Annotated in this window: 9 protein-coding genes; 1 reads left to right on the forward strand and 8 read right to left on the reverse strand. The window is 66.6% G+C overall.

Features of this window, described 5'->3' with window-relative positions:
* From KRR55_RS07560 to KRR55_RS07570, 3 genes are read right to left on the reverse strand one after another with little or no spacing between them, the layout of a single operon-like run.
* Positions 1 to 3,324 (reverse strand): ATP-binding protein, encoded by a 3,324-nt coding sequence (locus KRR55_RS07560; RefSeq protein ID WP_217388468.1) that lies wholly within the window; start codon positions 3,322 to 3,324, stop codon positions 1 to 3.
* A complete protein-coding gene (locus KRR55_RS07565; RefSeq protein ID WP_217388469.1) occupies positions 3,321 to 3,980 on the reverse strand; it encodes a DUF4194 domain-containing protein in 660 nt (219 codons plus the stop codon). Before KRR55_RS07565 ends, KRR55_RS07560 begins: the two co-directional genes overlap by 4 nt.
* Positions 3,977 to 5,434, reverse strand: a complete 1,458-nt coding sequence (locus tag KRR55_RS07570; protein WP_217388470.1) for a DUF3375 domain-containing protein — start codon at positions 5,432 to 5,434, stop codon at positions 3,977 to 3,979. Before KRR55_RS07570 ends, KRR55_RS07565 begins: the two co-directional genes overlap by 4 nt.
* 157 nt (positions 5,435 to 5,591) lie before the next feature.
* Here KRR55_RS07570 and KRR55_RS07575 point away from each other — a divergent pair, with 157 nt between their 5' ends.
* Positions 5,592 to 6,899, forward strand: coding sequence for a polysaccharide deacetylase family protein (locus tag KRR55_RS07575; protein ID WP_217388471.1), 1,308 nt, complete (start codon positions 5,592 to 5,594; stop codon positions 6,897 to 6,899).
* Between the two features lie 5 nt (positions 6,900 to 6,904).
* On the opposite strand, the gene KRR55_RS07580 is transcribed toward KRR55_RS07575, so the two are convergent.
* The 5 genes from KRR55_RS07580 to KRR55_RS07600 all read right to left on the reverse strand — a co-directional run bounded on the left by KRR55_RS07580 (position 6,905) and on the right by KRR55_RS07600 (position 14,517).
* On the reverse strand, positions 6,905 to 7,903 hold the full coding sequence (locus KRR55_RS07580; RefSeq protein ID WP_217388472.1) for an aldo/keto reductase: 999 nt from the start codon (positions 7,901 to 7,903) through the stop codon (positions 6,905 to 6,907).
* Between the two features lie 48 nt (positions 7,904 to 7,951).
* The gene (locus KRR55_RS07585; protein ID WP_217388473.1) at positions 7,952 to 8,203 is read right to left on the reverse strand and encodes a hypothetical protein; all 252 of its coding nucleotides are present in this window, start codon (positions 8,201 to 8,203) and stop codon (positions 7,952 to 7,954) included.
* A gap of 76 nt (positions 8,204 to 8,279) precedes the next feature.
* A complete protein-coding gene (locus tag KRR55_RS07590; protein ID WP_217388474.1) occupies positions 8,280 to 11,744 on the reverse strand; it encodes a TM0106 family RecB-like putative nuclease in 3,465 nt (1,154 codons plus the stop codon).
* Between the two features lie 164 nt (positions 11,745 to 11,908).
* Positions 11,909 to 12,577, reverse strand: coding sequence for an alpha/beta hydrolase family protein (locus KRR55_RS07595; protein WP_217388475.1), 669 nt, complete (start codon positions 12,575 to 12,577; stop codon positions 11,909 to 11,911).
* 296 nt (positions 12,578 to 12,873) lie between these two features.
* Entirely contained in the window at positions 12,874 to 14,517 is a 1,644-nt protein-coding gene (locus KRR55_RS07600) for a PucR family transcriptional regulator (protein ID WP_217388476.1), read from the reverse strand.
* Positions 14,518 to 14,683: the final 166 nt, after the last annotated feature.

Below are 14,683 nucleotides of genomic sequence, written 5' to 3' on the forward strand. Positions count from 1 at the left end.
CTATCGCAAAATGATGCTCGTGGCCACGGCCGGGGAGCGGCCCGAGGCCACGAATCCGGAGACGTTGGATTCGGGGTGCTTGATGATGTCGCACACCGAACCCAGGTGCCGGGAGAGATCGATCTTGTCCTCGGGCGCCGCGAGCAGCAGCTGGAACCCGAATTCCTGCAGCGCGTTGATGCCCGCGGCCGCGTATTCGGAGTTCGCCTGGATGAACGCCTCGTCGATCATCACGGTGCCGTAGGCGGTGAACCCGGCGGTGGCGAAGCCCAGCTGGTAGGCCAGGGCCGCGCCCATGATGAAGGAAGTGAAGCGCTGGCCCTCGCCGCCGGAAAGCGTTCCCGGCTCCAGGCCGGTCTCGACCTCGCCGTTGGGCTTGTGCTCGTTGCAGCTGATCGTCACGTGCTGGCGCACGTCCAGCACGGTGTCGCGCCACGCGGCCCGCGAGGAATCGTCCAGCGCGTCGACCAGGGCCTCGAGCGCCTTGTAGCTCTCGCTCAGGGTCCCGGCGCCGCGGGAGGAATACGCACCGGCGAGGGCATCCTTCAGGGCCTGGCGGAAGGCCCGCGCCTCGTCGGGGACCGTCGTGGTGACCTCGAGGGCAAGCCTGGACCCGTGCTCGAAGGTGACGTCGGCGAGGATCTGGTTCAGCGGGGAGATGCGTTCGGCAATCGACCGGCGTTCCTCCTCCAGCAGCTGCAACAGGTCCGAGAAGCGCTCGTAGGAGCGGTTGGAGAAGTACTCGCGGAACTCCTCCTCGTGCTGCGGCAGCCCCTGCTCGATGATGCCCTGGTGCAGGGCGACGTAGTGCTCGGCCGCCTCCACCGAGGTGCCGAAGGAAACGGCGGCGGAATTGCCGAATTCGCGGGCGAAGGCACGGAAGGTGTCCTTCAGCGAGGCCTCCAGCGTGTAGGCCTCGCGCTTGAGCTCGGCCCCGGACTCGGACAGGGCCAGGGCCAGTGCGCTCAGCGCGGCCTCCAACTCGGTGGTTCCCACCGGGGAACCCTCGTCCAGGCGCTTGACCAGTGGCGCCAGCTGTTCGCTGCCCGCCAGTTTCTCCGCCGCCCAGTCCTCGGTCTGGGTGTCGCGCACGCCGGCGGCACGCAGCGCGCTCCAGGCCTTCTCCAGGGCGGCGGACAGCGTGCCCGCCTCGGCGCGGGCCACCGCCAGGGTGCCCACGCACTCCTCGAGTTCGGCACGTGCCGCCTCCAGGGAGCGGCGCACATGGGACAGGTCCCCGGACCTGGACAGCGCCTCGGCCATGCGCGCCTCGAGGTCCTGCAGGACGTTCAGGGCGCCTGAGGCGTCCAGCGAGGCGAAGGACCTGTCGTCGCTGGCCAGGGTGCCCAGCAGCGCCAGCTTGGCGGAAAGCTGGTCCTTGGCCGCGGAGCGGTCGTCCGCCACCGCGGCGGCCTTCGCGGTCTCTGCCTCGAGCTTGGCCAGCTTGGCCTCGAGCTCGGAGATCTTTTCCGCGTTGGTGAAGCCGAGCAGGTAGTCGGAGGCCGCGACCGGGCGGGTGTCGCGCTCGAAGGTCCCGGAGCCGGTCTTGATGGTGCCGGCCAGGGAGATGGCCTTGTCGTGGATGTGCAGGCCGGCATCCGACTCCACGCAGGCCAGCGGGTAGTCTGCGGCGATCTTGGCGCGCAGCCAGGTTCCCGCCTCCGAGTGCTTGAAATCGAGCTTGCCCACCAGGTCCCCGGGGCCGGCGACGACCTCGCGCGGGATCCGGGAAATATCCATCCAGCGGATCCGGCCCAGGCCCGAGAGCGAGTCGATGGCCCGCGTGACCGACTTGATGTCCTCGCCCTTCACCAGCAGCGTCGTGGCCAGGGAGCGCAGCGCCTTTTCGGCCGAGGGCCGCCACTGCCCGTGGGCGGGGGAGAGGTCGATGAGTTCGCCGGCAAAGGGCAGGTCCTCGATGTCCAGCTTCGTGGCGGCGGCGATCGCGCGGCGGGCGGCAATGGAGCGGTCATCGATGTTGGAGCCGCGCTTGGCGTAGGAGTCGATCTGGAGCCGGAGCTTGTTGGCCCGGTCCTTCAGGTTCATCACCGAGGCCATGGCCTCGTATTCCATGGTGCGCGCGTCCTTGGCGATCGAGGCAAGGTTCTCGGCGCTGACCGCGGCCTGGCGGCGCATGGCCTGCAGGCCCGAGGAGGTGAACGTGAAGTTCAGCCCCACGGCCTCGAAGTTTTCCCGCAGCGTGCGCAGCACCGCCTCGCGGTCGGCCAGGTTCTTGCGCGCCGCCTCGGCCTCGCGTTCCAGCAGCGCCAGCCCGGCACCGCCGCCGGCCTCGTGCTGCTCATTGAGCGAGGAGACCTTGGCCTCCAGCGCGGCCTTGCGGACGCCGCTTTCCTCGATCAACGTCGTGTTGGTCTCGACGGCGGCGGTGAGCATGGCGCTTTCCCCGCGCAGCGCCCGGGTGGCCAGCTGGGCGCCGAAGGCCGGAAGCTGCGTGGTGACCAGTGCGTTGAGCGTGGCCAGCTCGGCGCTCAGCTCGTCGTGGCGCAGCTTCTGCTCGGGCACCGAGGCCAGGGCGTCGCGCTGGGCGCGGGCCTCCTCCAGCTGGCGGTGGATGCCGCGCAGGTGGGAGAAGTCCTCGATGGCGCCGGTGGCGGCCTTCATCGTCGCGGGGATTTCCAGCACCTCGTAGCGGAAGAACTGGTTGACGCCCTTGTCCAGTCCCTTGCCGTTCTGCAGGGTGCGCAGCAGGGAGAACGCCTTGTCGTTGTCGATGCCCAGTCGGCGGCGGAACTTCTCGGCGAAGGCGCGGTGCACGTCGAAGGCCTCGAAGCCGGGCAGCGACTTCTGCAGCGAGGAGGGGGTGAAGCGGCGCGCCCCGTGGTCCTCGAGGGCAGCGGTGTCCAGCACCCGGTCGCCCATGACGTAGTGCTTGCCGACCTGGCCCTCCAGGCCGTTGGCCGGCAGGTCGAAGATCGCCCCGATGCACACATTCGAGCCCAGCCCGTCCTCGTACACCAGTGCCAGCGCGCTCCAGGTGGCGCCGGGGCGCTGGTACAGGGTCCCGGCCTCGGTCTTGAAGCGGCGCCCGCGCATGTAGGAGTACGTGGTGCGGCGGTCCTTGCGGGTGGAGGCCTCGTGCGCGGATTCGTTCAGCCGCGGGGCGGCATGGAAGATGTGCCCGATGCCGTCGAAGAGGGTCGACTTGCCCACGCCGGGGTGACCGGTGAGCAGTGTCCCGGCCCGGTCCACGTAGAGGGTGTGCCGGCCGTGGAAGGTTCCCCAGTTGATGACCTGGATCTGGGTGAGCCGGTGCTGCCCCGGGTTCAGCGCGTCGGAGAGCGGGAGGGTCATTTCAATGCTCATAGCTCGTCTGTCTCCAACTCGAATTCTTCGGTGTCATCGGTGCCCACGCGCTCAATGGCCTTGATGTACTCGGGGATTTCCTCGACCGCCGCAAACGGCAGGGCGAGGGCCAGCGCCCCGGAGACCTTGTACTCGTCGCCCAGCTCGGTGGGCAGGATGAGCTTGAGGTTCAGCAGCCGGGTGAGGGCGGCGTCGGTGTTCTCCTCGAGCTTCTTGTCGTCGGTGTCCCCGGGGGCACGGTGCTCGAGCAGGATTTCCCGTGCCGCCTCCCGGGTGATCACCGCGTCGGTGCCCGACCCGGCGTGGCGCTCCAGCAACAGGCGCAGGCGCAGGGCCAGCAGCGTTTCCTCGCGCTTCAGGGCGCGGCGCGGGGCGATCGCGGTGGTGTGCGCTGCCTCCAGGTCCACCGGGGCAAGCAACGCGATCTTGCGGTTGGCATCGACCTCGAGCACCAGGAAGATCTCGGCGACGTAGGCGGCGATGTCCTCCCGCCGGTCCAGCACCAGTTGCCAGAGCCGCGGCTCGGCGACGCCGTCCAGGTACGGGCCGCGCAGCAGGCGCACCAGCAGCTGGCGCAGCGGCAGCTCGAAGGAACCGGTGTCGCCCTCGAAGAGGCGGCGTTCGTCGATCGCGCCGGTGGGAAGTGGGCTGCTCATGCGGGATCCTTCGTGAAGCTCATGGCCGGCACCAACGCTGTGCGCGTGGCGCCGTCGACCTGGGTGAAGCTGATTTCCTCGAGGCTGGCCTCGTCGATGTGGTCCCCGCCGTTGCGGGCCGTCTCGATGAGGTACCTGATGGTGTTCAGGTGCCGGTGTTCGTCGCCGAGGCTGTTGTAGGTTTCGCGCAGGCCCACCGAACCGCCGGCCCTGAGGCGCGACGCGGCGATGGCATTCTTCAGCGCCGGGATGTCGGGGCCCGGGGTGGAAGGGGTGCGCCTGATGTCGGCGATCGACAGCGGCGGCGGGGCAGCCAGCTTGGGCGGTGCGACGTGTTCGTCGGGGTCGTAGATGCCCAGCGCCGCAATCGAGGTGAAGCGCGGGGCATAGAGCCTGATCGGGGCCACCGGCGTGCGCGAGTGCAGCACGCGGGAGGAGGACACGGCGACCTCCGCGGCGCGCACCGCCTCGCGCAGGATGGCAGCTTCCTTGAACTCCGCCGATTGCACGTAGGCGTGCAGCGACTCGGACAGCCGGCCGTAGGACTGGTGGACCTCGGAGGCCTGGCGGCGCAGCTCGCGCAGCAGGTTGGCCAGCGTGTGGCGTTCCTGGGCGTCGAGCGCGTCGACGAAGTCGCGTTCGAGGACCTCGTTGACGGCCTCGCGGAAGCGCGCCTGGGCCTCGGGGGAGTTCAGGAACTCGGTGAAGCCGCGGAAGGTCTCGCCCTGCGGGGTGCTGCGCAACTGCTTGTCGCCCTCCAGCACCGCGCCGACGGCAACGCCCTTGACGGAGGAGGATTCCATGATTTCCCCGCGCAGGGCGTGGAGCATCTCCTGGACCCCGTCGCGCATGCGCTTGAAGTCCGCCGGCAGCCCGGAGGCCATGTCCAGCACCGAGCGGGTGGCTGCCAGTGCGCCCTCGCGGGGGAGCACCGCCGGGGAGGTCCCGTCGCGCAGCGAGGCGATCTTTTCCTGGCGCTGGGCGATCTCCGCCTCGAGCGCGCGGATGCGCGCGGCGGGGTCCGGGTCGGTCTCGTGGGCCAGGGACTCCAGGGACGTGAGGAGCGTGTTCAGCCGCGAGGAGTTCAGGTTGGTGCGGTCCCCGGAGAAGTCGGCGAGGAACTTCAGCACGCGCGCGGTCTGCGCGGTCGGCTCGTAGACGAAGTGGCCGTCAACCAGCGGACGGGCCAGGAACTGGTTGCGCACCCAGGCATCGGCGTATTGCGCCGCCCCCATCGAGTCGCCGAAGGCCGGGTCCTCGGAGCGCACGACCTTGAGAAAGGATTCGAGGGAGGCATGGAAGACCTCCAGCCCCACGCGGGGCTTGGCGCTGGTGAATTCGGCGCGCAGGAAGGCCACGGCCCAGGGGGCGGTGGAGAGCAATTTCCAGGCTGCGGACGACCTGAATTGTTGCGTCTGACTCCACAGCGGGCTCGCCTGGTGGGTAGGTCGCATCACGGTCCTTTTGCTGGGGATTGACCAAACAATCCTAGTCCATCGGCGCGCCGATTTAAGGTCCGCCCCCAACCCGGTAGGGTCGGTTGAACCACACCGGAGACCGGGCCGTGGGATGGTTTTTCCTTCTGGCCCGGGATTTATGGGAGGGAAAGTGATGAAACCACGCATCCGCCCGCGAGCGGCCGCCGCCCTGGTGGCGGCCTCGGGACTAATCCTGTCCGGGTGCGTCCCGCCGCCCTATATTCCGCCGAGCCAATACGACCCGACTGCCATCGGTGAGGCCCCGCAATCCCTTGTATTCCCAAGCCAGGACGCCGAAGGGCCAACCGAGGCGGAGCGGATCGAGAAGGCCGGAAGGCTCGCGGCGGGATACGACTACGCCGCGGCGACGAAGCTCCTGGCCGGTGCCGAGGGGGCAGCGGCCCGGGACGCCCGGGCCGAAATCGAGGCGGCCGAGGCGGGGACGGTGGTGTGGGAGGACAATTCGAAGATCTCGCACCTTTTTGTCCACTCGCTGATCGTCGATCCCCGGCGGGCCTTTGACGGTGATTCGCGCCAGCAGGGCTACCTGGATTACATGGTCACCCTGGACGAGTTCAGGAAGGTGGTCGCCGAGCTTCACCGGCGCGGCTTCGTGCTGGTGAATCCGGCGGATATCGCTGCAGTGGATGCCAACGGGAAGCTGACGTACAAGGACATCCGGCTGCTCAGGGGCAGGAAGCCGCTGGTGCTCTCCGAGGACGACGTGAGCTACTACGAATACATGGAGGGCGACGGGTTCGCCACCAGGCTGTTGATCGACGGGGACGGCAAGGTCAAGAACGAATACGAGGACGCGGCGGGAAAGAAACACATCGGTGCCTACGACGTGGCCCCGGTCATCGACGAATTTGTTGAGAAGAACCCGGACTTTTCCTACCGCGGTGCGAAGGGGGTGCTGGCCCTGACCGGCTACAACGGGGTGCTGGGCTACCGCACCTCGACGAGCGAATATGCCGATTCCAAGACCCTGGCCAGCGACATCGAGGCGGCCACCAAGGTCGCGACGGCCTTGAAGGAAGACGGCTGGGTCTTCGCCTCCCACACCTGGGGGCACATCAACATGGCGGCGAGCCCGGTGCAGCGCATCAAGCGCGACCTGGCGCGGTGGGAAGCGGAAGTGCGCCCCATCCTGGGGGACACCGACCAGTTCGTCTTCCCCTTCGGGGCCGACATTTCCGGCGTCCAGAAGTACACGGGCGACAAGTACGAGATGCTCCGGAAGGCCGGATTCAAGTTCTTCCACGGCATCGACGGCACGACCGCGGCGTGGATGCAAAAGGATGCTGACTATCTGCGCCAGGCACGCATCAACGTCGACGGCCTGCAATTCGCCAAGGAGGAACGCGGGGACCGGCCGGTCCTGAAGAACTTCTTCGAGGTCAAGAAGGTCATCGACCCCCGCCGGCCCACGTCGAAGTAGCGGGCCTAGCTGGCGGCCTGGAATTCCTCGCTGTCTATGGTCTTCTGCTGGTGGACGTTGTACCGCGCACCGGCAATCGTGGACTGGTTGATGATCTCCCCGGCCTCCGCCAGCTCGGCGGGGGAAAGCGAAAGCCGGAGCGCTCCGAGGTTCTCGGTGAAGTGGCCGGGGTTCTTGGTTCCGGGGATGGCGTGGACGTGTTCGCCCTGCGCCAGCACCCAGGCCAGCGAGAGCGCGGCGGCAGTGGTCCCCAGGCGCGTGGCCAACCGCGCGAGGCTGTCGACCAGCTCGAGGTTGTGCGGGTAGTTTTCCTCGCTGAAGCGCGGCATGTGATGCCGCATGTCGCCTTCCGGAAGCGAGCCGATGCCCCGCAGGTTGCCCGAGAGGTACCCCCGGTAAAGCGGGGAAAAGGCCACGAACGCGGAGCCCAGTTCCGCGCAGGCCTCCACCATGCCCAATTCGGGGTTGCGCGTGGCCAGCGAGTATTCGTTTTGCACCGCGGCAATCGGGTGGACCTCGTGGGCGGCGCGCAGCGTGGAAACCGAGATCTCCGACAACCCGATGCTGCCGATCTTTCCCTGCGCCACGGCGTCGGCCAGGGCTCCCACCGAATCCTGGATCGGGACCTCGGGGTCGAGCCGGTGCAGGTAGTACAGGTCGATGTGCTCGGTTTGCAGGCGCTGCAGCGAGGCATCGACCTGGGCCCGGAGGGTCTCGGGGCGCCCGTCGATGTGCCCGCGGCCATCGACGAGAGCCAGCCCGCCCTTGGAGGCTAGCAGGTACTCGCCGCGGCGCTGCCTCAGGTATTGGCCTATGAGGTTTTCGCTGCGGTGTCCGCCGTACAGGGTTGCCGTGTCGAGGTGGTCGACCCCGGCATCCAGCACCTGGTGCAGCAGCCGCCCGGCCTCTTGGTCGGTGGGGAAGTCCGAGTAGCCGTGGGCAATGTTCATGGCCCCGAAGCCGAGGGGATTGACGTTCTTGCCAGCCAGTACACGCGTAGTCATGCGTTCATTTCTAGCATGGGCCGGGGCATCCCCGGCCATCACCGAGCATCAATTCGTCATGGTTGCCGGGCGGGTGCCCGGCTGGCCGCCGGTGCTCCCCGCCGCAAGATCCGGGTGAAGGGCGCCGTCCTGGCGGCGTTGGCCCGGAAGCGGGGAATGCGCCCCGGGGCGGGTGGACAACGACGGGACGCAGGTGGTGGCGGCACGGCGGTTGCGCCGCAGTTCGACGGCCAGGGCGTGACGGGCTGCGGGTTGGGTGGCGAAGATGCGGCTGTCCAGGGGCGTCTTGGAAATGCTCATGCCCCAGCTTCTCCGATGAATGTGTCCCAGCGGCGAACCGGGCATGAAATCCGCGGATCGCCGCCCCGGTGGCCGCTCAGGATCCCAGGGCCAGGAACGCCCCGAGTTGTGCGAAGGCCGCCGGGGTGCCGGGCAGGAAGCGCGTGAGCGCGGGGGATCGCACGATGACGGCGCGCCATTGGCCGCGCGAGACCGCCACGTTGATCCGATTGCGGTTCAGCAGGAAGTCGATGCCGCGGGCGGCATCGTCGGCCGAGGAGCACGCCATGGACACGATGACCACCGGGGCTTCCTGGCCCTGGAACTTGTCCACGGTGCCGACCTTGACGTCTTCCAGTCCGGCGTTGTCGAGCTCGGTGCGCAGCAGGTTGACCTGCGCGTTGTAGGCGGCAACGACCAGGATGTCTTCGGCCAGCAGCTGCCGCGGCGCGGCGCCTTCGCCGCCCACCCAGGACAATCCCACGTGGGCCCGCACCTGGTTGATGACCTCGTGCGCTTCCTCCAGGGACTGGGTCGTGTTGCCCCGGTGCTCCACCAGCGCGGTGGACACCCCTGCCGGCACGCCGGAGAGCGAGCGCTTGGCCGCGGCTGCGGCCGACTGCAGTTTGGACTCGTAGCTCAGTGCCGAGACCTTGGCACACAGCTCGGGGTGCATGCGCCACGAATCGGCCAGGAAGTAGCCCAGCTCCCCGGGCAGCGTGGGGTGCCCGGCGCTGAGCCAGCCCAGCGCCGACTCGTCCACCGGTTGCGGGTGGGAACCCTGGGTGACCTGCGGCAGCTGCTGCGGGTCGCCCAGCAGGAGCAGGCGGGTCGCGGCGCGGGAAACCGCCAGGGTGTTGGCCAGCGAATACTGGCCCGCCTCGTCGATGACCAGCAAATCCAGCGAGCCCTCCGGAACCCGCTTGCCGGTCATGGTCCAGGCGGTGCCGCCGATCAGCGCGCCTTGATCCGAGTTGAGCAGTTCCTCCACGGCGTCGTCCGTGGTTCCGGACCAGGGGACCTCGGACTTGTCCCCGGCCTTCAGTTTCTTCGCCACCTGCTCCGGGTGCACCCCGGCGCCGGTGATGGCCTTGGTGAGCACGTTGTCCACCACCGCGTGGGACTGGGCCACGACCCCGACCTTCCAGCCCTGCTTCACCAGGGCGGCAATGACGTGGGATGCCACGAAGGTCTTTCCGGTGCCCGGCGGACCCTGGACGGCGAGGTAGGAATGGTCCAGGTCGTTCAGGGCCTCGACGATCGCGCCGACGATGTTTGGCCGCCCGTCGACGGGCTCCGGGGCCGGCGGGGCGGAAAGCGTCTTGAAGCGCGGTGCGGACTTGCGCAGGATGTCGATGCCCGGGTGCTTCGGCAGGGAGGGCAGGGCGCCGCCGACGGTGCGCGCCAGCTCGGCCAGGGCCTCGCGCAGCGAGGTGGTATTGATGGGCTGGTCGGGGGTCAGTGCCACCGGCAGCGTCCCGAAGGGCTGCACCTTCTTGCTGGACTTCTCGGCAATGACGAGCCGGTCCTCGTTCTGACGCACCACCGCATTGAACAGCCCGGCCCGCCCGGCGGTGCTGGGCTCGAGTTCCGGGGGCAGGGGATCGGCATACATGGCGAACCAGGAACTGCCCGGGCGGAAGTCCGATCCCTCGGCCATGGTGCCGGCCAGGCAGGTGACGCGGGTTTCCACCTGCGCCCGGGCCGTGGACTTGTGCCAGTCCTCCAGCACCGCCGCGTCGTCGACCACGAACACGTTGCGGGTCTCCGCCCAAACATCGAAGGGCTGATCCAGCCGGTCGAAGTGCTCCCACCAGAATTGCTTGGCCTCGCGCCGGTGGTAGCCGGTGGCGGCGGCGACCATGGCGATGGCCCGCTCGTCGTTGCTCAGCGTGCGGTCCTGGGGAAGGGATTCGAGGTACTCGCGCAGCGCGATTTCCTCCGGGCTCGGCTCGACGTCGTCGACCCCGGGGAGGGGAGTCTCGTCCACCCATTCGGTGCGCGGTTCGTGCGGCACCAGGCCCAGCAGCCAGTCGCGCAGCCGCAGCGTGGAGAGGCAGTCGTATTCGTTGTAGTCGCGGATGGATTCCAGGATCCGCCCGGCCTCCGCCCCGTCGATTTCCAGCTGCTCGCAGTACTTGGCGTAGGCGACCACGGAGGCGCCGGCGTCCTTGACGTCCCCGCCGCGCAGGTGCTCGCCCATGTAGAGCGGCTCGAGCTTCTTGATCGAATAGGAGCGCTCGGAGATCAGCAGGGAGTGGCGAACCGTGTCATAGAGGTCCACCAGCAGCCCGTCGCGCAGCCACTGGTCGATGGTGTCCTCGTCGACCACGTGGCGCAGCGACAGGTTTCGCAGCGCGCTCTTCTCATAGGGCGCGTAGTGGTAGATCTTCATCTGCGGGTAGATCGCGCGCCGCGCCTCGACGTAGGCGACGAAGTCGGTGAAGGCCTTGCGTTCCTCGGCCCGGGAATGGGCCCAGAAAGGCTTGAAGACCGGTTCGTCCGTGTCGATCTCGATGACCCCGAAGAGGTATTCCAGACCCCAGGACTCGTCAAAGGGGTCCTGCCACAGCGGGTCGCCCTCGAAGTCGAAGAAGATGTCCCCGGTGCTGGGTTCCGGGAGCCGGGAAATGGTTTGGGTGGCGCTGACCTTGTAGGCGACCCCGCCGATGGTTCCGTCGGTGGCGCCGAGCCCGACCTGCATGCGGGCCTGCTCGGCGAGCTTGTGGTGCGGGTCGCGTGCCTTGGTGTTGGAGGCGGCGAGCTCGTCGATGGTGTTGATTCCGGCTTCCATGAGCTTCCTGCGCTTGGCGGTGCTCATGCCGGCGACCAGCAGCAGGTCGCGGTGTTTGGCGACCTGCTCGGCGCAGTAGTCGCAGCGACCGCAGGCGCCGATGCCCTCCTGCCCCCAGGCAACGGGGTCGGAAGCGGCCCGGTGGGCAGCGGTGAGGGCCTTGAAGCGGGACCGGCGGTCCTTGAACACCGGAAGCAGCTCGTGCATCTGGTGCACCGAATGGGTCTTGTCCCCGAGCACCAGGGTGGTCTGCGCGGCGACGGGGATCCCCGAGGTGATGAGCTGGTCGCCGTAGGCGGCCAGCTGGAGCAGGGCGGTGACGCGGGCGTGGCGGGCCAGCTTGGTGTCCCACACCGCGTAGGTACCGTCGGCCTCGCGGATGAGGAAGTCGGCAAAGCCGACGAATTCCCCGTCGAAGAAGGTCGCCTGGAACACCACGTCGGCGCCCTTGAGCAGTGCTTGGTGGGTTTCCTCGTGGGCTGCCTCCAGCGAGGCGCGGTCCCCGCGGACGCCGGCGGCGAGCATCTTCACGCCGCGTCCGGTGGCCGGGTCATAGTCACCGAACCGAGCACGGAGTTCCTCGAGGACCTTGTGTTCGTGGGCGTCTCCCAGTACCGCGGTGCGGTCGAGCATCTCGTCGGGGCCGAAGTCGGCCTTGGCGCTGCGTCCCAGGCGTTCATCGAGCTTGCTCAGCGAGGCGAATTCGCAGCCGGCAGCCACCACGAGATCGGATGCGGAGTAGATCAGATCCTGATCGAGGAAAAACACGGGACGGTGCTCCTTAGGATTGGCGTAGCTTCGAAACTAACACCCCAGGTCCGACAAAATGGATTTGCCCGGGGGAGCGGAGGCAGGCCCACGGATGGGGCGCACTGCGTTTGGCGGCCGGCCCGGTGCGGCGAGGGCACGACCCGGCGGGCAGCCAACGGCTTCTAGTGCTTGGCCAGCTGCCTGAGGATGAAATCGGCGGTGGCTTCGGCCAGTCCGGCCCCGTCCTCGGAAACGGTGCGGCCGGAGCGTGCGACCTTGAAGGAGTGGTCGCCGCCTTCGAACCAGACCAGTTCGCTGTCCGGGTTAAGGTTGGAAACCACCCGGGTCATGATTTCCGGGTTCGCGAACGGGTCACGGGTTCCTTCCAAGAAGAGCATCGGCACCTGCAACGGGTAGAGGTGTTCGTCGCGCAGCTTGTCTTCCTTTTTCGGGGCATGCAGGGGGTACCCCAAGAAAATCAGCGACCGGGTGTCCATGCCTTCGGCGACGGCCAATGAAGCCATGCGACCGCCAAACGACTTGCCGGCAGCGAACACCGCAAGTTCCTTTGACAGGTTCTGGCCGACCCATTCGCGGACCTGTTTCCACACGTCGATCGCGACGGGTGCGCGGTCCGGAAATTTCTTGCCGGCATCCATGTACGGGAAGTTGAATCGCAGTACCGAGATGCGTTTTTGGGCGACTGCCCGAGCGTAGCCGGCCATGAAATCGTGGTCCTTGCCGGCGCCGGATCCGTGGGCAACGATCAGGAAAGCCAGGGGATCCTCGGCTTCATCAAGTAGAGCGGTGACGCTTTCGGTGCCATACGGGATGTTCAGTTCCTGACTCATGCATTCAAGCCTAGGGCGTACTGGCCGGTTCGTTCTAAGCCTGGTTTCCTTGGTCAGAGTGCACCTGGTCATGCATTCGCGGATCGTCACCTTCTCCGCCCACGCCTTCGGCGCTTGGAACAACGATGCTGGGCACCTTCGGAGATAGGGACACCCTGCCGCAAAGGTTGTAGGTTTCCGTGGATTCGGATGACGCTCGGATTACGCACTGGCCGGGGAGAGCCGTAGAGGTAGAGCCACATGGGCGCATCTTCGACACCACCTCGAGCCCCGATCATTTGGCCAATGGCACCCGATCAGGAACTTCCCGATTGCTGGTGGATCATGGTTGCGACATGCAGTGTGGCAAGATCCTGGCCGTCATCCAGACGGCGGTCGAGAAGTCCTTCGACCAGAGCCAGGCGCTGGTAGAAAACCGACCGCGAAAGGTGGCTTTCTGCGGCAGCCAACGTCCGGTTTGTAGGGTGCTTGAGGTAGGCGATTAGTGTGCGCAAAAGATCCGATCCTGTACTGGCATCGTGCAGCAGCACCGGGCCTAGTATGCGTTCGGGGAATCCCCGGATCGAGGGTTCTGCACGCATCTTGTGCAGGAGCAGTGCCAGCTCCTGTGACCTGGGTTGCAGAATGTCACCGGCGGCACTCTTGCCGGTGCCCAGGGTCATCAGGGCGATGGCTTCCTCGAGGGAAGCGAGCAGCCCAGGCATGCTGGTTGAGGGGTTTCCAGTCGTGGCCCGCGTCGACACCGGTGAACCTGCACGAAAGCGTTTGAGCAGTTCTGCAATTGTCGCTTGTGGTTCCTTGGCGGGGCGGAACGACAACGCTGCCAAGATCATGGGAATGTCTGCCTGCCGACCTGCACACAGGACGTCGAGACCGAGTGAGGCTGCAGCCGAGCGCAGCGAGTTCAACTCTGCGTGGACACTGTAGGAGTCGGGTGCACTGTCGGTGCCCGGTAGCTCAATGGCCAGCCCCAACACTGTTCTGCCACCGAACTCGAACCCGGCTGCCTCGAATTCGTGCTCGAGCTCGTTCCAGTTCGACAACTCCCGTTCCAAGAGCCCCTCAAGCAGCCGCTGGTGCGAGACCTTGGTCCAGTAATCGTCATGCTGTTGGCTGAGCAATTCCATGGACAGGGCGGTGGCTGCCTGTGCTAAAACAAAACCTGTACCGGCCGCGTGTTCCGGGCTTCCCAAGGCAATGATCCTGCCCCACTGTCTTCCCCGAGCCTGGATAGGAGCACAAGCCCTCCCTTCGACGGGATTCCCAGCGGCTACGCGTGAACGCACCCGCCAATTCTCCATGATTTCGTGGTCGTCCCCCGGGCCGCGAGCGTGTGAGACCACTTGATGGGCCAAGTCCTCCAGTACGACCGTCGCCCCCAGGATCCGCGATGTTTCGGCAACGATATGCTGCACCGGGGAACCGATGTCCATTAGCTGAGTGAATCGGCTGCTGACCGAGTCCCGGGCCTGAAGCGCATGCATTTGCTGAGTGAGGAGGACCCGGTGGACGGCCTCGGTTATTGTGATAAATCTGGTGCGTTGGTGCAGGGCGATCAGCGGCAAGCGGTGCTGTTCACAAGCCTTCGCCAAGCCCTGCGGGATCTGTTGGTACCTAATACCGAGTTCCAGAACCAATCCGGCGACTCCGGAAGCCACCAGGGAACGAACGTAGTGCTGGAAGTCGATGTCAGCTGCCCAGCCAACGGCAGTGCTCAGCACCAGTTCCCCTCCAGAGAGAAAATCCATCACCGAAGACGATTCGAGCACGTGAACCCATCGGATCCGGGCGTCCAATTCTCGCGCCCCGGCCACCAATTGTGGACTTCCGGCGAGAAGCTCGGGCAGTTCCAAAACGTCCCGGACGGTCAGTGAACTCTTTGCCGGACAAACTGTCTGGTTCTTTGCTGGATTCAGTGGAAGCGTCTGGATTTCAATCACTCTATCTGTGTCAGACTTCATTTCACTAGAGGTTATGTGATTCAGGGCACTTTGTGTTGGTTGGTGTCGCTGGGAGACGCAAAAGGAGGTGGCGCAGTGTTTGGATTACCGACATTTACGACTGCGGTGATTGTGGGTGTACCAGCCTTCTGGGTCTTGTACACCT

Origin of the sequence: Paeniglutamicibacter quisquiliarum (genome assembly GCF_019084045.1) — a bacterium.
GTDB classification, from domain to species: Bacteria; Actinomycetota; Actinomycetes; order Actinomycetales; family Micrococcaceae; genus Paeniglutamicibacter; species Paeniglutamicibacter quisquiliarum.